We start from the raw sequence: 17,990 nt of genomic DNA on the forward strand, positions 1-17,990 counted from the left end.
CTGGCTATCGGTACACCCCGCCCGGCAGCGTAAGCGACAGTCTCAGGCAGGTCTCCTGGCTCCCGGATCAGTGCTTTGCGCTCACCTTCCCATCCTTTCGGACAGTGGCATATGGGCGCATCGCTCCCCGGTCACAGTTGCGGGGGCAGCGCGGGCATCGAACCCGCTTCCCTCTTAGATCCGGTTTCCCGGATACCCGTGACGTCGCGGTTCCAGTAATCGCGCAAGTGCGCCGGTGCAATCCCCTTTACGCAATCCCATTTACGCTGCGCGCGCTAACGGCAGGCTTGGTTAACGGTCCGGTAAGCGGCGTCCCTGCGCGGGACGGTTGCGGCAATGTTGATGATTGCGAAACCTGTTCGATCTATCGGCGCGGTGTGGATCGCACTGCCCGCCCTACCCCGCAACAATTGCTTGCCCAGCGACGCCGCGCGCGCAAATCGCGCCGCCTTTCGCTGCTGCGCCGCATCGGCGCGCTGGTGGCCGTGCTGGCCGTACCGGCGATTGCCGCGGAAAGCGCTTTCGAGCCGCAGATCGCGCAGGCCCCTGCCACCACGGTAGAGCCAATGGGCTTTGAAACGCCGGGCGAAAGCTTTCCCGGTTCCGCCTTTTATTACCTGGCCGACACGCCGCCTGCGATAGAGGTGCTCGCCGCGCCCGGAGAGGCTGCGGAGGTTGCAGATCTTGCCACCCCTGCGCAATCCATCGCCGGGCCCGCAGCGGCAGCGCTGGTGGCATCGGGCACGGGCGTTGACATCATGCGCGCGCAGGAATGCCTCACCAGCGCCATCTATTACGAAGCCGCCAGCGAATCCGCCGCCGGACAAAGCGCCGTGGCGCAGGTGGTGCTGAACCGCGTCGCCCACAGCGCATGGCCCAGCACCGTGTGCGGCGTGGTGTTCCAGGGTTCGGCGCGCGCCACTGGTTGCCAGTTCAGCTTTACCTGCGACGGGTCCATGGCGCGGCGCCCATCGCGCGGCGGATGGGAACGCGCCAGCCGCATCGCTCGTGCTGCGCTGGCGGGCAAGGTGTACGAACCTGTCGGCCTTTCCACCCATTATCACACGCTGGCTGTCAGCCCCTATTGGGCGCCCAGCCTTGCGCGCACCACGGTGATCGGCGCGCATGTGTTCTATCGCTGGCCGGGCGCTGCGGGTGAGCGGGCAGCCTTTGCTTTCCGTCACTTCGGCGGGGAACCGCAACCGGGCCGCGCTGCTGCCACCACGGCCAGCGGGCCAGACCCCGTTGCGCTGGCACAGGCGACCTCGCTCGACAGCATCGCGCAGGCACCGGCAAGCAGTGCGGCCCTTCCCGCCGCGTCCGGTACAATGCCAGCCGCCCCTTCGCCCATGGCAACGCCGCCTTCCAATGATCGCCTGCCAGCGGCGGGCCAGGTGCGCAGCGAATATGCCAACAGCGGCCGCTGGATCGAACGTCCCTGAACTGAAGCGGCCTGAATTAAGGCCCGCTCAGGCCATCCATCACCTTCACCTCGCAAACCGTTGATTGGATGCGAAAGTCAGTGAAAATCTTTCGTAAACCATCCATTCAAACCTTCGCTTAGCGCCCGCTGCCTATATCCTTGTCCGTCGCCCCAAGTGGCCAGCATCACAACGATGCGGCCGCCAATAAAAATCGGACTTCGCACCGCATGCCAATTCGTTTTGCCGCCTCTCTCAAACGCAGCCATTGCCGCATGCCGCCCCACATGGCGCGGGCGCAGCGGTTTCTTCCGGCCAATGACAATCGCGGCAAACAGGTGCAGAGCGCACATTTGCACGCCGCCTTGCGCCATTTTGCGCAATATGGGCTGGCTGCGGCAGACCATGCGCGCCAGCAGGCGATCATCGCATCTGACGCGGGCGATCGGCAGACATTCGAATGGTGGCTGGAGATTTGCCGCGCGCTGGATCGGCGCATGGCGCGCCAGATTGACGATTCCGCGCAGGCCGGCGGCTAGGCGCCACCTCCGCCGCCAGCATCCATATCGCAGCGTCCACAATTTCTCCGCTGCATTTGCGGGGGAACGAAAGCGCCTTGCATGCGTCATTTGCGCGAGTGGTAAAGCGGGCGTCCAGCGCGATTAATGATATTGCGAACTGTTTGCAACAACAGTCTGAATTGACTGTTGCAATGGCATGGCACGCGGCCTAGGGCGACCGCATCGAATCCAGGTAGTGAGTCATGCGTGGGCGCTGGACCGTTACCGTTGGAAAGTTGACGCGCCCGAGTAAGGATCAAGGCTCACATGGCTCGCAAGAAAATCGCTCTCATCGGCTCTGGCATGATCGGCGGCACCCTCGCCCATCTCGCGGCAAAGGCAGAAATGGGCGACGTCGTCCTGTTCGATATTGCCGAAGGCATGCCCCAGGGCAAGGCGCTCGACCTGAGCCAGTGCGGCCCGATCGAAGGCTTTGACGCGAAGATCACCGGCACCAATGACTATGCCGATATTGCTGGCGCAGACGTGGTGATCGTTACCGCTGGCGTCCCGCGCAAGCCGGGCATGAGCCGTGATGACCTGCTGGGCATCAACCTGAAGGTGATGAAAGCCGTTGGCGAAGGCATCAAGAATAATGCGCCTGACGCTTTTGTGATCTGCATCACCAACCCGCTGGATGCGATGGTGTGGGCGCTGCGCGAATTCTCCGGCCTTCCGCATAACAAGGTCGTCGGCATGGCCGGCGTGCTGGACTCGGCGCGCTTCGCCACCTTCTTGGCATGGGAATTCGACACGAGCGTGAAGGACGTGAATGCCTTCGTGCTGGGCGGCCACGGCGACACCATGGTGCCCGTCCTCTCCTACTCCACCATCAACGGCATCCCCGTGAAGGACATGGCCAAGATCAAGGGCGTGGACGAAGCCCGCCTCGACGAGATCGTGGACCGCACCCGCAAGGGCGGCGGCGAGATCGTGGGCCTGCTCGGCAATGGCTCTGCCTATTACGCTCCGGCCACCAGCGCCATCGCGATGGCCAAGGCATATCTGGGTGACCAGAAGCGCGTGCTGCCCTGCGCCGCTTATCTGGAAGGCAAGTATGACGTGGACGGCCTGTACGTTGGCGTTCCCGCCGTGATCGGTGCCGATGGCATCGAAGGCGTGATCGAGATCGATCTCTCGGACGAAGAGAAGAACAATCTCCAGGTTAGCGTCGACGCGGTTAAGGAACTGCTTGAGGCCTGCAAGGGTCTCGACGAAAGCCTCAAGTAATGAAGGGATTGGGCCTTGTACTGGGTATGCTCGTTGCTCCGGCAGCGGGCGCTTACCTGCTTGGGCTGGCCCACCCCCTGCTGTCACTACTCGTCATCATCCCTCTGGCTATCGTGGCCGCGATTTTTGCCATTGTCGGCTTGAACCGCACTCAGTGGGAAATCGACACCGCTTTGAGCGGATTGCCGATGCTCGCATCATCCATAGTGGGCGGCTACCTGTCGTCTACCCACGTTTAATAGACCGAGAATTTTCGGGAGCCTCCAATGTCCATCCTCGTAAACAAAGACACCAAGGTCATCACGCAAGGGATGACCGGTAACACCGGCACTTTCCACACGCAGCAGGCGCTGGACTATGGTACGCAGATGGTCGCCGGCGTAACGCCGGGCAAAGGCGGCACCGAGCATCTCGGCCTGCCGCAGTTCAACACTGTGCGGGAGGCCAAGGAAGCCACCGGCGCGACGGCTTCGTGCATTTACGTGCCGCCGCCCTTTGCCGCGGATGCCATCCTTGAGGCTATTGAGGCAGAGATCGAGCTGATCATCACGATCACCGAAGGCGTGCCGGTGCTGGACATGGTACGCGTGAAACGCGCGCTTTCGGGCAGCAAGTCCCGCCTGATCGGCCCCAACTGCCCCGGCGTGCTGACGCCTGAGGAATGCAAGATTGGCATCATGCCCGGCTCCATCTTCATGAAGGGCAGCGTCGGCGTGGTCTCACGCTCCGGCACGCTGACCTATGAAGCTGTGCACCAGACAACCGCCGTCGGCCTTGGCCAGACGACGGCTGTGGGCATTGGCGGCGATCCGGTGAACGGCACCAACTTCATCGATGTGCTGGACCTGTTCCTGGATGATGATGCCACCAAGTCGATCATCATGATCGGCGAAATCGGCGGCAGCGCGGAAGAGGAAGCGGCAGAGTTCATCAAGCAGGAAGCTGCCAAGGGTCGCCGCAAGCCGATGGTCGGCTTCATCGCCGGCCTCACCGCCCCTCCGGGACGGCGTATGGGCCATGCTGGCGCCATCGTTTCGGGCGGCAAGGGCGGCGCGGACGACAAGATCGCGGCGATGGAAGATGCGGGCATCCGCGTTTCCCCCTCGCCATCCGAACTGGGCACCACGCTGGATGCCCTGTTGAAGGAACTGGCATAGTCACTCGCCCGTAGTGGGCATGTCCGGTAACACACAATCGCGAGGCCCATGATGGGTAAAGAGCCGCAAAATTTCCTTCCTGAGATGCCTTCACAGGAAGGCGCCCAGCCCGGCCCATCGTGGAGCAATCCGCGCTGGCCGCTGGCTGACGATGGCGGCGAATGGGCGCAGGCCATGGACCCGACCGATATGGTCGCCGTGGTGAAGGAAGCTGCCGCAAAGGCCGGCAAGCCCACCGATTCCTCCAGTATCGAGGAGGCCGCGCGCGATTCCATCCAGGCCATGCTGCTCATCCGCCTCTATCGTGTGCGCGGGCATCTGGGTGCAAAGCTGGATCCGCTGGGCCTTTCGCATCAGGACAATCCGGAAGAGCTGACGCTGAAATGGCACGGCTTTGAAGGGCAGGAAGACAAGGAAGTCTTCGTCGGCGGCGCATTCGGTTTCGAATGGGTGAAGGTGGGCGAGCTCTACAACGCTCTGCGCAACACCTATTGCGGGCATGTGGGCCTGGAATACATGCACATCGCCGATACCGAGGAACGGCGGTTCCTGCAGGATCATTTCGAAAGCCCCGAAGACACCATTCATTTCACGCCGGAAGGCAAGCGCGCCATCCTGCAAGCGGTGATCCGCGGCGAGGAATACGAGAAATATCTCGGCAAGAAATACGTCGGCACGAAGCGCTTCGGCCTCGACGGCGGCGAAGCCATGATCCCCGCGCTGGAAGCTGTGATCAAATATGGCGGCGCCACCGGCGTTCGCGAGATCATCTACGGCATGGCCCACCGCGGCCGTCTGAACGTGCTCGCGAATGTGATGGCAAAGCCATACAAGGTGATCTTCCACGAATTTTCCGGCGGCTCTGCCAATCCCGATGACGTGGGCGGATCGGGCGATGTGAAATATCACCTTGGCACCAGCACGGACCGCGAGTTTGACGGTATCAAGGTGCATATGAGCCTGGTGCCGAACCCATCGCATCTTGAGGCGGTGAACCCCGTGGTGCTGGGCAAGACCCGCGCACAGCAGGCCTTCCGGGACGATCTGGACGATCACCAGCAGGTGCTGCCCGTGCTGATCCACGGCGATGCGGCCTTTGCCGGCCAAGGCGTGGTGTGGGAGTGCTTTGGCCTGTCCGGCGTGCGCGGCTATTCCACCGGCGGTTGCATCCACTTCATCATCAACAACCAGATCGGCTTTACCACCAGCCCCAAGTTCGCGCGGTCCAGCCCCTATCCGTCTGACGTTGCCAAGGGCGTTCAGGCCCCGATCCTGCACGTGAATGGTGACGATCCGGAAGCCGTGACTTTCGCCTGCAAGCTGGCCATCGAATATCGGCAAAAGTTCAAGCGCGACATCGTGATCGACATGTGGTGCTATCGCCGCTTCGGCCATAACGAGGGTGACGAGCCCAAGTTCACTCAGCCGATGATGTATGACGAGATCAAGCAGCATCCCCGCGTATCCGAAATCTATTCGGAGAGACTGAAGAAGGAAGGCGTGCTGGAAGATGGCACGGCGCCGGAAATGCGCGCGGAATTTATCGCGCATCTCGATGAAGAGTTCGAGGCCGGCAAGAGCTACAAGCCCAATGAAGTGGACTGGTTTGCCGGTCGCTGGAGCGGCCTGCACAAGCCTGCCGATCCGGAAAGCGCGCGCCGCAATGTGCACAGCGCGATCGAAGAGAAGCTCTTCAACTCGCTTGGCCGCACGCTGACGACCGTCCCCGAAGATCTGCACGTGCACAAGACGCTGCAACGCGTGCTGGATGCCAAGCGCGAGATGTTCGACAGCGGCACCGGTTTCGACTGGGCCACGGCAGAGGCGCTGGCGTTTGGCAGCCTGGTGACAGAAGGCTTCGGCGTGCGCCTGTCCGGCCAGGATTCGGGTCGCGGCACATTCAGCCAGCGTCACGCCATCTGGGTTGATCAGCGTAACGAGGAAAAATACATCCCCCTCGCCACCCTGCCCCACGGCAAGTTCGAGGTGTATGATTCCACCCTCAGCGAATTTGGCGTGCTGGGCTTTGAATATGGTTTCAGCCTTGCCGATCCCAAGACGCTGGTGCTGTGGGAAGCGCAGTTTGGCGATTTCGCCAATGGCGCGCAGGTGATGATCGATCAGTTCATTGCCGCGGGCGAAGTGAAGTGGCAGCGGGCCAATGGCCTGGTGATGCTGTTGCCGCATGGATATGAAGGCCAGGGGCCGGAGCATTCCTCCGCCCGCCTCGAACGCTTCCTGCAACTGTGCGCGAACGACAATATCCAGGTTTGCAACATCACCAGCCCGGCGAATTACTTCCACGTGCTTCGCCGCCAGATGCTGCGCCCGTTCCGCAAGCCGCTGATCATCATGAGCCCCAAAAGCCTGCTGCGTCATCCCATGGCGAAAAGCGATGCCAAGTGGTTCAAGGGTGACAGCCATTTCATGCGCATCCTATCCGACAAGACAGAGATCGCGGACGAGAAGGTTCGCCGCCTCGTGCTGTGTTCGGGCAAGGTCGCCTATGATTTGATGGAAAAGCGGGACGAGGAAGGCGTGGACGATGTCTCCATCGTGCGCATCGAACAGCTTTACCCCTTCCCCGGCGAACCGCTGGCCGTGCGCATGCAGCGCATGCCCAATCTGGAAGAGGTGGTGTGGTGCCAGGAAGAACCGCACAACAATGGTGCATGGTTCTTCGTGCAGAACCGTATCGAGGATGCACTGACCGCAGCCGGGCACGAGGGCATGCGCCCACGTTATGCCGGACGCGAGGAAGCCGCATCCCCCGCAACCGGTTTTGCCAAGCGCCACCAGGCTCAGCAGGAGGCACTTGTCTCCGTCGCACTGGGCCTCTCCGAACGCGGCACCACGGCTGCAACGCGCAAGACGCGCAACACGAAGTGAAAGAGCCTTTCAACAAGGCACGCAAGGAACGCTGATCATGGCAACCGAAGTTAAAGTCCCCACGCTTGGTGAATCTGTCACCGAGGCTACCGTTGGCGAATGGCTGAAGCAGCCCGGCGATGCCGTTTCTGCCGATGAGCCGATCGTCAGCCTGGAAACGGACAAGGTGGCGGTGGAAGTCCCCTCCCCCGTTGCTGGAGTTTTGTCAGAATTTACCGTGGAGCTGGGCGATACGGTGGATGTTGGCGCCGTCATCGCGATGGTGGAAGAAGGCGCGGAGGGCAAATCATCCTCCCCGGCGCCCACTTCCAAGGCCAAGGCCGACGATGCCGCCACCCAAAGCGCGAAAGAGATGGAAAAGCTGCCCGATGATGGCGGCCAGAGCGCGGCTCCAAGCGGAGATGCGCCCACCATGTCTCCCGCCGTGCGCCGCGCCGTGCTGGAACACGGGGTGGACCCCACCACCATCAAGGGCACCGGCAAGGATGGCCGTCTGACCAAGGAAGACGTATTGGCCGCGGCCAAGTCCAAGGGCGCGAATGCTGCCCCTGCCCCGTCCCCCACGCCGTCCCCTGCACCCACCTCCGCCGCAGTGAAGGGCGAGCGACGCGAAGAGCGTGTGAAGATGACGCGCATGCGCCAGACCATTGCCAAGCGGCTGAAGGGCGCGCAGGAGGAAGCCGCGCTGCTGACCACGTTCAACGATTGCGACATGACCGCCGTGATCGAGGCGCGCGAGGCTTACAAGGATACCTTCGCCAAGAAGCACGGCATCAAGCTGGGCTTCATGTCCTTCTTTGCCAAGGCTGCGGCGCTGGCACTGAAGGACGTGCCTTCCGTCAATGCGCAGATCGACGGCGATGAGATCGTCTATTACGATTACGTCGACCTGTCCGTCGCCGTTTCCGCGCCAAACGGGCTGGTGGTGCCGGTGGTCCGCAGCATCGACCAGATGAGCTTTGCCGAGATCGAACTTGCCATCGCCGACTTCGGCAAGCGCGCCAAGGCCGGTGAGCTGACGATGGAAGACATGAAGGGCGGCACCTTCACCATCTCCAACGGCGGCGTGTTCGGATCGCTGATGAGCACCCCGATCATCAACCCGCCGCAGAGCGCCGTGCTGGGACTCCACCGTATCGAGGACCGCCCCGTCGCCGTGAACGGCGAAGTGGTGATCCGCCCGATGATGTATCTGGCACTGAGCTACGATCACCGCATCATCGATGGCCGCGAAGCCGTGACAGCACTGAAGATCATGAAGGAAGCGATCGAAGATCCGATGCGGATGCTGATCGACCTTTAAGGGACGGCGAGCGCCTCGCGGGCGAGTTTAACGGCCGTATCCAGCGCGTCGTCGGCGGGTACGGCCACGTCCGGCTGCACGCCTACGTCTTGCCAGTTGGTGCCCGTGAGCGGATGCTCGGAACGCCACTCTGGCAGATCCAGCGCGAAGTGATCGCTCACCCGGCGGTATTCGAACGGGTGCGCGCCCCCTCCTGACGTTTCGCCGATGATCGTTGCGCGACCGGCGGCCTGCAAGCTGTAGGCCAGCGCCTCAGCCGCCGAAAAGGTGCGGCGGGAAATGAGCACGTAAAGCGGCTTCTCCTCGCCAAACCGCCTGCCGGGCACCCAATGCGGAACGGACTCGTGGTGCCAGGTGTCGTTGGGCCTGTCGTAAGTCGACAGATAGGCGCTGCCCGGCTCCACCAGATAGCCAAGGACCAGCGCCACGGTATCGGCGCCGCCGCCATTGCGGCGCAGGTCTATGATCAGCGCATCGCCCTGGGCCGCCACGGTCATCGCCGCCGCTATCACGTCGGCGCCCATGCCGGGCGGCGGAAATGCGCGCAGGTCGAGCAGGGTGATGTTGCCATCCAGCCGCTCGATCTTTTCAACCCCATGGTTGACCCCGGCACCATACCATTGCTCGAAATCATCGTTGAGTTGCACGCCTTCCTCACTATCGGGGGTGGGCTCAGGTATAGGCGCGGCACTGAAGGAAAGGCCGAGGTGCCCATCGCCCGAAACTTCGCGCAGGCGTTGGGTGACTTTGGACGCGAAGGCCTCACCCTCGACGAGGCCATCGACGTCGCTCGCCAGTTCGCGCAAGCTTGCAGCGAGGGCGTCCACCTTCTCCACCAGCACATAGCGATCCCTGATCAGCCTTTCGGCCCGTACCAGCGCCTGCCGCTGTTCGGCGGCGCTGATGGCCTTTGTGCTGACGACCTGTGTGCTAGCGGGCTGTGTACCGAGGGGTTGGGCGTTGGCGGGGTGGACCGTAACGACAAGTAGCGTCACCATCATCGAACATATCAGATTACGCATGGGCAGCCTCCTCGATACGTGTGGCAAAATCCTTCAATTCCAGCGCATCAAGAACGTTGCCGAGTACGTCATCCAGCGCAACGCCCGCATCCCGTTCCAGCGATTTTGCCGCTGCGGCGACAGCCATCCACACCGGATACAAATTCGATGCAGCCGCCTCCCCTTGCGCTGAAAGTGCAATCAGGCGGGAGCGCCTGTCCTCCCCCGGCTCACGCGTTATGAAACCCGCTTTCTCCATTTCATCGATCGTCTGCGTCATGGCGGGCTGGGTGACCTCGATCGCGCGGGCAAGGTCACCCACGCCCGCCCTCTCGCGGATCAGCAATTCGCGGAAGACCGGATAATAACGGGACCGCATTTGCGGCACGGCCTTGGAATAGGCCGCTTCCACAGCGGGTTCTAGCTGGACCAGCACCGCGCGCAGCAGCGTGCCAAGCCCGATTGGAGGTATCGAATCATAATGCATAAGCCCTTATATAAATAAGCGGCACGCTCTACAACTGTTGCCTTGAGCGGACTAATCTCTATGTCGCAGGCAACCGACTCATCGCCCGCTTACGCCGGGAAAACAGCGAGAAGAACATGGCTGATTACGAATACGACGTCCTTGTTATCGGTGCCGGTCCCGGCGGCTATGTCGCAGCGATCCGCGCGGCGCAGCTGGGGCTGAAGGTCGCCTGCGCTGAAAGCCGTGAGACATTGGGCGGCACCTGCCTCAACGTGGGCTGCATTCCCTCCAAGGCCATGCTGCACGCGTCCGAATATTTCGATGCGGCCAGCAACGGCACGATGGAGCACATGGGCATCGAGGTCAGCCCCAAGCTCAACATGGAAAAGCTGCACGGCCAGCGTATCGAGGCGGTGGATGGCCTCACCAAGGGCATCGAGTTCCTGTTCAAGAAGAACAAGGTCGACTGGAAGAAGGGCCACGCAAAATTCGTGGACGCGCACACCGTTGAGGTGGGCGGCGAGAAGGTGACGGCCAAGGAAGTGGTGATCGCCACCGGTTCCAGCGTCACGCCGCTTCCCAATGTCGAGGTCGACAATGCCAATCACGTGGTGGTGGATTCCACCGGCGCGCTGGAACTGCCCAAGGTGCCGGATCACATGGTGGTGATCGGCGGCGGCGTGATCGGGCTGGAACTGGGCAGCGTGTGGCGCCGCCTTGGCGCGAAGGTCACCTGCGTGGAGTTCCTGGACGAGATCCTGCCCGGCATGGACGGCGATATCCGCAAGGAATCGCGCAAGATCTTCAAGAAGCAGGGCATTGAGTTCAAGCTTTCCACCAAGGTCACCGGCGTTTCCGTGAAGGGCAATACTGCCACGATCACGCTGGAACCTGCCAAGGGCGGCGATGAAGAGACGATGACGGCCGATTGTGTGCTGGTGTCCATCGGTCGCAAGCCCAACACCGATGGGCTGGGTCTCGATGCCATCGGCCTTGCAACCAATGATCGCGGCCAGATCGAGGTGGACGGCGAATTCCGCACCAGCGTCGACGGTGTGCGCGCCATTGGCGATGTGGTGCCCGGCCCCATGCTGGCGCACAAGGCCGAGGATGAAGGCATTGCCGTGGCCGAATGGATCGCTGGCGATACCGGCATCGTGAACCACGATGTGATCCCCAGCGTCGTCTACACCTGGCCCGAAATCGCCGGCGTGGGCCTGACGGAAGAGCAAGCCATCGAAAAGATGGGCGGCGACAAGAAGGCCATCAAGACGTCCAAGTTCCCGATGATGGCGAACAGCCGCGCGAAGACCAATCACGAGCCAGATGGCCTGGTGAAGGTGATCGCGGAGGCCGAAAGCGACCGTGTGCTGGGCGTGTGGGCGATCGCCTCTGTCGCAGGCACCATGATTGCAGAGGCCGCGCTGGCCATGGAATTTGGCGCAACGTCGGAAGACATCGCCTACACCTGTCATGCCCACCCCACCCATGCCGAAGCCATGAAAGAGGCGGCGATGGGCGTTCAGGGCAAGCCGATCCACATCTAGGTGCAACTGCGGGATCGCCTCCCCGCGATTGCGGCGCTGGCCATCCCGGTGCTGGCCGGCGCATTATACATGGCGCTGGCCGGTGCACCCTCGCACTATGCGCTCACCAATATCGGTGCGCTGGCGCTTGCCAGCCTGTGGATCGTGGCCGGGCGCGGGCCGCATACTGCCACCAGTCGGCATATTCTTGCCATCGCAATGCTGGTGGTAATGCTGGCGCCGCTCGCCGTCAGCCCACAGATGCAATCGATCACTGGGGACCGCGTGATGCGCTGGTTCCCGCTTGGCCCGCTGGCCCTGCACAGCGGCATGCTGGCCACCCCGGCGCTTTGCATGCTGGCCGCACGCAATCGCCTGCTGGCGGCCCCCATCCTGCTGGCCGCACTGGTCGCCAGCTTCTTCCAGCCTGACGCTGCCACCGGGTTCGCCATCACCTTTGCAGCCGTGGGCCTGCATCATGTGACCAAGGACTGGAAAGTGGGAGCGGTGGCGGCCATCGGTTTCTTCGCATCCATCAGAATGGCACTGATCGGGCAATTGCCACCCCAACCCTTTGTCGAGCGCGTTCTGATCGACGCGGCAAGCCAGAACCTGCTGCTGGCCGGCGCGCTGGCGGCGGCGCTGATTGCCACTTTCGTGCTGCTGCTTTCCGCCATTCCGTTCAACCGGGCAAAGCGTTTCACCCTTGCCGGGCTGTTCTTCGGTTTTGGCGTGATGGCTCTTATGTCGAACTACCCAACCCCGCTTATCGGCTATGGCGCGGCGCCCATTCTGGGCTTTGGCCTTGCCCTGGGCTTGCACAGGATACCCCAGCGATGACCGAGCTTTCGCCCTTTCACCTCGCCTTCCCCGTCGACAATCTGCAGACCGCGCGCGAGTTCTGGGGCGATGTGATGGGCTGCAAGGAGGGCCGCAGTTCCAATGACTGGTGCGATTTCGATTTCTACGGCCACCAGATCGTGGCGCACCAGGCCCCGTCCATCGTGGCGAAGGCCGGGCATGGCACAAACCCCGTGGATGGTGACGATGTGCCCGTGCCGCATTTCGGCATCGTGCTGGACATGGACGAATGGAAGGCGCTGGCGCAGCGCCTTATTGAGAAGGGCGTGACGTTCGATATCGCCCCGCGCGTGCGTTTCGAAGGGCAGCCGGGGGAGCAGGCGACCATGTTCTTCCGCGATCCGGCGGGCAATGCCATCGAGATGAAGGCCTTTGCCGACAGGGCCAAACTCTTCGCAACCGACTAGCGGAGCCTCCCCTAAACGCCTATCGGGCGCGGATGGCAGGCCAACAACTTATGCGCAAATTTGCCAGGTGGCACATCTGGCTCGGCTGGCTGGTCGGCCTGCCCGTGCTGATGTGGACGGTGACCGGCCTTGTTATGGTGTGGCACCCCATCGAATATGTGCGGGGCAATCATCTGCGCGCAGAACTGCCGCCACTGGAAACCCGCGCACTAATGATGCCGCGACTGGGCGGTCCGGTGAAGAGCGTAACCCTGCAAAGCCTGTACGATGGCCCCGGCTGGATCGTGGTGGAGGCGAATGGCGCACGCTTTCGCTATTCGCCGCAGGACGGGCGGCTGTACAATCCCGTGCTGGAAAGCGATGCGCGCGCGATAGCCCTGGCAGCCTATGCCGGTGATGCCGCGCTGGATGCCATCACCTATTACCCCGCCGATGCCGCCCCGCTTGACCTGCGCACGCCTGTGAACAGCTGGCAGGCGCGCTTTGCCGATGACACGCTTATCTACATCCATTCGCAAACCGGGGAAGTGCTGGCGGTTCGCAGCGGCTGGTGGCGGGTTTTCGATTTCATGTGGGGGCTCCACATCATGGATCTGGATGCGCGAGAGGATACGAGCCATCCGGTCCTGATCATCTTTGCCGCGCTGGGCGTCGCAGGTTCCCTGCTCGGCTGCGTCCTGATGTTCCGCCGGCGCAAGGCGCGGGTCCAAGCGACATGATCGCGCCCGTCCTTCCGCCCTTTCTGGATCTTGGCGGCACAGCCGTGTTCGCGCTTTCGGGCGCATTGCTGGCAGCGCGGCTTAACCAGACTTTCGTCACCTGCGCCTTCTTCGCGCTGCTGACAGGCGTCGGCGGCGGATCTGTGCGTGATGCCATGCTGGGCGTTCCGGCCTTCTGGCTGCGCGATTTCTGGGTGGTGCCCGTGGTGATGATCTGCGCGTTGATCGCGTGGTTCACGCCGCGCAAATGGTGGGAGGGAAGCTGGCTGGAATGGGCCGATGCGCTGGGGCTTGCCGTGTTCAGCACGCTGGGCGTGGCCAAGGCGCTGGCTTTCGATGTCGCGCCGCTTGCCGCGATCATCCTTGGCGTGGTGACGGGCTGCGTTGGCGGGATCGTGCGCGATGTTATCGCGGGCGTGCCATCCATCCTGATGCGACCGGAGCTTTACGTGACCGCAGCCGCCCTTGCCTCCTCCCTATGCGGGATAATGATCTTGCTGGGCGTGCAGCAGGAATGGGCCATGGGCATAGCCGCGCTGGCAGGGTTCATCCTGCGCGGCGCGGCCATGTTCTGGCGGATCGAATTGCCCGCCTATTCGCGTGAGGTGAAGGACTAGCGCGCAGGCTGCGCGAAATCGGGCGCCTGTGCAGTGGTGTAGCGGCCATCGCCTTCCCACTCGCCATCTTGCGTATCGGCATCGGCATCCGGCTGCCAATCCTCCGCATAGCCTTCTTCTCCCGGCAACGGGCCACCGGGATATGCGGGACGTGCATCGCTGCCACCTGGAACGGTGGCAACCGGCGCAGCATCGTCATAGCTGTAGACTTCGTCAGCCGCAGTGCGGGTTCTGGCGCGGGCATTGCGATAGGCAGCATCGCTGTGCTGTGATCCCGATGCTTCGGAAAGCACTTCGGTATAGGCGCCGGTGCTGTAATCGATGCTGCGGATTTCGCCGCCATTGTCGATGAAGCAGCGCCAGCTTTGGCCTGTACTCAGCGTGCCGGAAACGTTCCAACCGCTGGCCGAACGCTGCGCTTCGTCGACATTTTCGACGCGCTTGTCGGCATATTCTACCTGATCCACGCACATGTCGACGGCGCTTTCCACGCCGCTGCTTTCATAATTGCCGTGATTGCGGTCCCGCCTGTCATCATACCGAACGCGGTCGCGCCGGTCGTAGCGGTAATCCCTGTCACGATCCTTGTTGGACGATCCGATGATGGCGGCCAGCGCGCCCAGCACCACGACACCGGCAACCACGTCGCCAGCATCAACACCACGGTTGCGGTGGCGATAACCACGATAACGGTCACGGCGATAACGGCGGTACTGGTTGGCTTCACCAGGGTCGCCCGTGTTCACCGAAACATGCGCGTTCGCCGGTGAAGCGGAAGCGGGCATCTCAGCCCCAGCAACAGGCGTTGCCGCCATGGAAAGCGCAGCGGCAAGGGCGGCAAAGCTGGCGAAACGGGTGGGCTTGCGAATCATTGAATTCCCCCTGGAATTTCGAACTTTTGCATGGCTAGGCGGTCCAGACTGACATGAGCCTGAACCGCCTTTGCCGGTTTGATGGATGGATCAGCGATCAAAGGCCGCGGATGCCCTTGAAGTCGATATCGACGACCCGGCCATGACGAATGTCGCAGGTGAAGCGTCCCTCGTCCCAGCCATCGTTGCGATAGCCGCGACGATAGTCTCCACGGCGGCCATATCCGCGACGGTCGCGATAGCGATAGTCATCACGCACGGCGATCCGGCCCTTCACTTCGAAGCCGCGGCGCTCGCGGTCCACATCGCGGATTTCGTAAACTTCGGCGCGGCTACCGGTGTAGCGCTGGGCAGTCCGCTCTGCGGCGCGAACGCACTGTTCTACGGCGCGTCGGCCATTGTCGTAACCACCGCGATAGTCGCCACGGTAACCGCGACGATCATAGCGATCATACCGATCATATCGGTCATTATTGCCGGACGACAGAATGGCAGCCAGGCCACCCAGGACAACGGCACCGGCGATCACTTCACCGGCTGAAATCCCATCGCGATCACGATCCCGATAACGGTGATCGTCCGCCATGGCGGGAGAAGCCGAGGCCACTGCCATCGCACCTGCCGCGACGGTTCCTAGCGTGCCCTTGGCAAGAGCTTTGTTAATGGACTTCATGGGGTCTCTCCTACTGGTCCCGGCGACGGGATTGCCACCTGTGAACACAGTTATAGGAGAGCCCCTGTGAGAAGACGCTGAACTCGCGTGTTAGGCGATGTTCAGGAAAACACTACCTATTGTGAACGATTTACTCGCCCGGCTTCAGCCCCGTCCAATAGGCCAGGAATGCAGCAATATCAGATGCTTCTTCTATGGCCTTGTCGGTCGGCTTGCCCGAACCGTGCCCGGCACGCGTCTCGATCCGGATCAATTGCGGGCGATCTCCAAGATCCTCCGCCTGCAGGGCAGCGGTGTATTTAAAGCTGTGGCCAGGCACCACGCGATCATCCGTGTCTGCGGTGGTCACCAGCAGTGCAGGATAATCCGTAGCGGGCTGGATATTGTGCAGCGGGGAATAGGCCCGCAGGATGCGCCAATCCTCCTCCCGATCGGGATAGCCGTAATCATCCACCCAATATCGGCCTGCGGTCCACTGGTCGAAACGCAGCATGTCCATCACGCCAACAGCGGCATTGCCCGCCGCGAACAGGTCCGGCCGCTGGTTGGACACAGCACCCACCAGCAATCCGCCGTTGGAGCCGCCCTGAATGGCCAGCCCATTTTCAGACGTCACGCCCTCGGTAATCAGGAATTCGCCCGCAGCGATGAAATCGTCGAACACGTTCTGCTTGTTGGCGCGGCGTCCGGCATCGTGCCATGCTTTGCCATATTCACCACCACCGCGAATATTGGCGAGTGCGAAGGCGCCGCCGGCCTCCACCCATGCCATTCTGCTGGTGGAGAAACCGGGGGTAAGCGAAACATCGAAACCGCCATAGCCATAGAGCAGCGTCGGCACAGCCTTGCCACTGGCGGCCACATCGGCGCGGCGCATGATGAACATGGGCACGCGGGTGCCGTCCTTGCTTTCGTAAAAGCGCTGTTCAACCACGAAATCATCGGGATTGAAGGTCAGCTCCGGCTCTGCAAACACGGTGCTGTCACCGCTCGACACATCATAGCGATAGATGGCGGCAGGGCGGTTGAAGCTGGAGAAGGCGTAGAACATCTCCGCGCTATCGGGAGAGCCGTAGAAACCGCTGGCGCTGCCGATACCGGCAAAGTCCATTTCGCGCACCAGTTCGCCATCCAGCGTGTAGACATAGGCGGCAGAAGAGGCATCTTCGAGATATTCCACCACCAGATGTCCGCCGACAAGCGACGCACCGGCAATCGGCTGATCACGCTCTGCCAGAACCTCGGTCCACCCCGCCTGCAGGTTGTCCATGTCGATGGAAACCACGCGATACAGCGGCGCATCGGCATTGGTGGAGAAGAACAGGCGAGAGCCCACGCTATCGATCAGGTTCCAGCTGTTTTCGAAGCCCGGCACCAGCGGGCGGGTGTTCCAGCCTTGCGAAAGGTCAATCAGGTTCACCTCATAGCGCGAATCCGTGCCGGTGGAGGATGTGATGATAGCCCAGCGGCCATCGCTGGTGGTCTGCGCGGTGTGATTGCGTTCAGGATGATCGGGCGTGGAAAACACCAGTCTGTCGTCAGCCTGATCCGAACCCAGCGCGTGGTAATAAACCGCCTGGTTCATGTTGATCGCCTGGAAATCCTCGCCCTCCTCAGGCTCCGGGAAACGGGAATAGAGGAAGCCGTCCTCGCCCACCCAGCTGAGCCCGGTGAACTTGGCCCAGCGAATCTCGCCGCCGATCTGATCCCCTGTGGCCACATCCATCACGCGCAGGATGCGCCAGTCCGTGCCGCCATCCTGCACACTATAGAGGAGCCTGGTGCCATCGGGAGACGGCACCCAGCCCGAAAGCGCGGTGGCGCCGTCCTCTGCCCATTCATTGGGATCGATCAGCAGGCGCGGCGCTGCATCCAGGCTATCGCGCACATACAGCGGCGACTGGTTCTGCAGGCCGGAATTGCCGGTGTAGAAATAGCGTCCGCCGCGCTCTACCGGGACGGAAAAACGTTCGAAATCGTAAAGCTCGCCAATGCGCTTGGTAAACCAGTCGCGCGCGGGCAGCTTTGCCAGATAAGCATCGGTGACAGTGTTCTGCCGATCTACCCAATTTGCCACATCCTGGCTGTTGCGGACGTCTTCCTCCAGCCAGCGATAGGGATCGGCCACGGCCTCCCCGAAGATGGTCTCAACAACGTCGCCCCGGCGCGTTTCTGGATAGTCTGGTGCAGTCATGTCCTGCGCACTAGCGGGAATGGAAGCGGTGGCAAGCAGCGTGGCTGCTGCAATCAATGTACGTTTCATGCGACCTCGTATCTTTGACTGA

General features: G+C 62.1%; 17 protein-coding genes and 1 riboswitch. Of the genes, 12 read left to right on the plus strand and 5 right to left on the minus strand.

Annotation, left to right across the window (positions count from 1 at the left end; genetic code table 11):
* Nucleotides 1-27: 27 nt before the first annotated feature.
* Nucleotides 28-215: riboswitch (cobalamin riboswitch) on the minus strand.
* A 162-nt stretch (nucleotides 216-377) separates the two neighbouring features.
* The 7 genes from GRF63_RS10690 (at nucleotide 378) to odhB (ending at nucleotide 8,560) form a co-directional block, all read left to right on the plus strand.
* Entirely contained in the window at nucleotides 378-1,442 is a 1,065-nt protein-coding gene (locus GRF63_RS10690; RefSeq protein ID WP_337189652.1) for a cell wall hydrolase, read from the plus strand.
* Nucleotides 1,443-1,651: 209 nt separating this feature from the next.
* Nucleotides 1,652-1,960, plus strand: coding sequence for a hypothetical protein (locus tag GRF63_RS10695; RefSeq protein ID WP_237392415.1), 309 nt, complete (start codon nucleotides 1,652-1,654; stop codon nucleotides 1,958-1,960).
* Nucleotides 1,961-2,248: 288 nt separating this feature from the next.
* Nucleotides 2,249-3,211: a malate dehydrogenase gene (gene mdh / locus GRF63_RS10700; RefSeq protein WP_160485979.1), complete on the plus strand. Its 963-nt coding sequence runs from the start codon at nucleotides 2,249-2,251 to the stop codon at nucleotides 3,209-3,211.
* Nucleotides 3,211-3,450: a hypothetical protein gene (locus GRF63_RS10705; RefSeq protein WP_160485980.1), complete on the plus strand. Its 240-nt coding sequence runs from the start codon at nucleotides 3,211-3,213 to the stop codon at nucleotides 3,448-3,450. Before mdh ends, GRF63_RS10705 begins: the two co-directional genes overlap by 1 nt.
* Before the next feature lie 27 nt (nucleotides 3,451-3,477).
* Nucleotides 3,478-4,368, plus strand: coding sequence for a succinate--CoA ligase subunit alpha (sucD, locus tag GRF63_RS10710; RefSeq protein WP_160485981.1), 891 nt, complete (start codon nucleotides 3,478-3,480; stop codon nucleotides 4,366-4,368).
* 51 nt (nucleotides 4,369-4,419) lie between these two features.
* Nucleotides 4,420-7,257: a 2-oxoglutarate dehydrogenase E1 component gene (locus GRF63_RS10715; protein ID WP_160486335.1), complete on the plus strand. Its 2,838-nt coding sequence runs from the start codon at nucleotides 4,420-4,422 to the stop codon at nucleotides 7,255-7,257.
* 37 nt (nucleotides 7,258-7,294) lie between these two features.
* A complete protein-coding gene (odhB, locus tag GRF63_RS10720; protein WP_160485982.1) occupies nucleotides 7,295-8,560 on the plus strand; it encodes a 2-oxoglutarate dehydrogenase complex dihydrolipoyllysine-residue succinyltransferase in 1,266 nt (421 codons plus the stop codon).
* Here the strand turns inward: odhB and GRF63_RS10725 are convergent.
* Both GRF63_RS10725 and GRF63_RS10730 read right to left on the minus strand, forming a co-directional pair.
* A complete protein-coding gene (locus GRF63_RS10725; RefSeq protein ID WP_160485983.1) occupies nucleotides 8,557-9,582 on the minus strand; it encodes a S41 family peptidase in 1,026 nt (341 codons plus the stop codon). The genes odhB and GRF63_RS10725 overlap by 4 nt on opposite strands.
* On the minus strand, nucleotides 9,575-10,048 hold the full coding sequence (locus GRF63_RS10730; RefSeq protein WP_160485984.1) for a MarR family winged helix-turn-helix transcriptional regulator: 474 nt from the start codon (nucleotides 10,046-10,048) through the stop codon (nucleotides 9,575-9,577). The genes GRF63_RS10725 and GRF63_RS10730 overlap by 8 nt, the downstream gene beginning before the upstream one ends.
* A 116-nt stretch (nucleotides 10,049-10,164) precedes the next feature.
* Here GRF63_RS10730 and lpdA point away from each other — a divergent pair, with 116 nt between their 5' ends.
* Genes lpdA through GRF63_RS10755 form a run of 5 tightly spaced genes read left to right on the plus strand, consistent with a single transcriptional unit; the run spans nucleotide 10,165 to nucleotide 14,160 of the window.
* The gene (gene lpdA, locus GRF63_RS10735; protein WP_160485985.1) at nucleotides 10,165-11,577 is read left to right on the plus strand and encodes a dihydrolipoyl dehydrogenase; all 1,413 of its coding nucleotides are present in this window, start codon (nucleotides 10,165-10,167) and stop codon (nucleotides 11,575-11,577) included.
* On the plus strand, nucleotides 11,578-12,396 hold the full coding sequence (locus tag GRF63_RS10740) for a hypothetical protein (protein ID WP_160485986.1): 819 nt from the start codon (nucleotides 11,578-11,580) through the stop codon (nucleotides 12,394-12,396).
* On the plus strand, nucleotides 12,393-12,824 hold the full coding sequence (locus GRF63_RS10745) for a VOC family protein (RefSeq protein WP_160485987.1): 432 nt from the start codon (nucleotides 12,393-12,395) through the stop codon (nucleotides 12,822-12,824). The genes GRF63_RS10740 and GRF63_RS10745 overlap by 4 nt, the downstream gene beginning before the upstream one ends.
* A gap of 50 nt (nucleotides 12,825-12,874) precedes the next feature.
* On the plus strand, nucleotides 12,875-13,543 hold the full coding sequence (locus GRF63_RS10750; RefSeq protein WP_237392416.1) for a PepSY domain-containing protein: 669 nt from the start codon (nucleotides 12,875-12,877) through the stop codon (nucleotides 13,541-13,543).
* Nucleotides 13,540-14,160 (plus strand): trimeric intracellular cation channel family protein, encoded by a 621-nt coding sequence (locus tag GRF63_RS10755; RefSeq protein ID WP_160485989.1) that lies wholly within the window; start codon nucleotides 13,540-13,542, stop codon nucleotides 14,158-14,160. The genes GRF63_RS10750 and GRF63_RS10755 overlap by 4 nt, the downstream gene beginning before the upstream one ends.
* Here GRF63_RS10755 and GRF63_RS10760 read toward each other — a convergent pair.
* From GRF63_RS10760 to GRF63_RS10770, 3 genes are all read right to left on the minus strand, one after another.
* Nucleotides 14,157-15,032, minus strand: a complete 876-nt coding sequence (locus GRF63_RS10760; protein WP_202131677.1) for a hypothetical protein — start codon at nucleotides 15,030-15,032, stop codon at nucleotides 14,157-14,159. The two genes, GRF63_RS10755 and GRF63_RS10760, sit on opposite strands and share 4 nt — an antisense overlap.
* A gap of 97 nt (nucleotides 15,033-15,129) precedes the next feature.
* Nucleotides 15,130-15,705, minus strand: coding sequence for a hypothetical protein (locus tag GRF63_RS10765; RefSeq protein WP_160485990.1), 576 nt, complete (start codon nucleotides 15,703-15,705; stop codon nucleotides 15,130-15,132).
* A gap of 130 nt (nucleotides 15,706-15,835) precedes the next feature.
* The gene (locus tag GRF63_RS10770) at nucleotides 15,836-17,968 is read right to left on the minus strand and encodes a prolyl oligopeptidase family serine peptidase (RefSeq protein WP_160485991.1); all 2,133 of its coding nucleotides are present in this window, start codon (nucleotides 17,966-17,968) and stop codon (nucleotides 15,836-15,838) included.
* Nucleotides 17,969-17,990: the final 22 nt, after the last annotated feature.

The organism is Aurantiacibacter rhizosphaerae (assembly GCF_009807005.1).
GTDB classification, from domain to species: domain Bacteria; phylum Pseudomonadota; class Alphaproteobacteria; order Sphingomonadales; family Sphingomonadaceae; genus Alteraurantiacibacter; species Alteraurantiacibacter rhizosphaerae.

Excerpts from the sequence above, each read along its gene's own strand:
- GRF63_RS10755 (WP_160485989.1), top strand. The coding sequence starts at position 13,540 with ATGATCGCGCCCGTCCTTCCGCCCTTTCTGGATCTTGGCGGCACAGCC.
- GRF63_RS10715 (WP_160486335.1), top strand. The coding sequence starts at position 4,420 with ATGGGTAAAGAGCCGCAAAATTTCCTTCCTGAGATGCCTTCACAGGAA.
- GRF63_RS10725 (WP_160485983.1), bottom strand. The coding sequence starts at position 9,582 with ATGCGTAATCTGATATGTTCGATGATGGTGACGCTACTTGTCGTTACG.
- GRF63_RS10765 (WP_160485990.1), bottom strand. The coding sequence starts at position 15,705 with ATGAAGTCCATTAACAAAGCTCTTGCCAAGGGCACGCTAGGAACCGTC.
- GRF63_RS10770 (WP_160485991.1), bottom strand. The coding sequence starts at position 17,968 with ATGAAACGTACATTGATTGCAGCAGCCACGCTGCTTGCCACCGCTTCC.
- lpdA (WP_160485985.1), top strand. The coding sequence starts at position 10,165 with ATGGCTGATTACGAATACGACGTCCTTGTTATCGGTGCCGGTCCCGGC.
- GRF63_RS10750 (WP_237392416.1), top strand. The coding sequence starts at position 12,875 with ATGCGCAAATTTGCCAGGTGGCACATCTGGCTCGGCTGGCTGGTCGGC.
- GRF63_RS10760 (WP_202131677.1), bottom strand. The coding sequence starts at position 15,032 with ATGATTCGCAAGCCCACCCGTTTCGCCAGCTTTGCCGCCCTTGCCGCT.
- GRF63_RS10745 (WP_160485987.1), top strand. The coding sequence starts at position 12,393 with ATGACCGAGCTTTCGCCCTTTCACCTCGCCTTCCCCGTCGACAATCTG.
- GRF63_RS10695 (WP_237392415.1), top strand. The coding sequence starts at position 1,652 with ATGCCAATTCGTTTTGCCGCCTCTCTCAAACGCAGCCATTGCCGCATG.
- GRF63_RS10705 (WP_160485980.1), top strand. The coding sequence starts at position 3,211 with ATGAAGGGATTGGGCCTTGTACTGGGTATGCTCGTTGCTCCGGCAGCG.
- odhB (WP_160485982.1), top strand. The coding sequence starts at position 7,295 with ATGGCAACCGAAGTTAAAGTCCCCACGCTTGGTGAATCTGTCACCGAG.
- GRF63_RS10730 (WP_160485984.1), bottom strand. The coding sequence starts at position 10,048 with ATGCATTATGATTCGATACCTCCAATCGGGCTTGGCACGCTGCTGCGC.
- sucD (WP_160485981.1), top strand. The coding sequence starts at position 3,478 with ATGTCCATCCTCGTAAACAAAGACACCAAGGTCATCACGCAAGGGATG.
- mdh (WP_160485979.1), top strand. The coding sequence starts at position 2,249 with ATGGCTCGCAAGAAAATCGCTCTCATCGGCTCTGGCATGATCGGCGGC.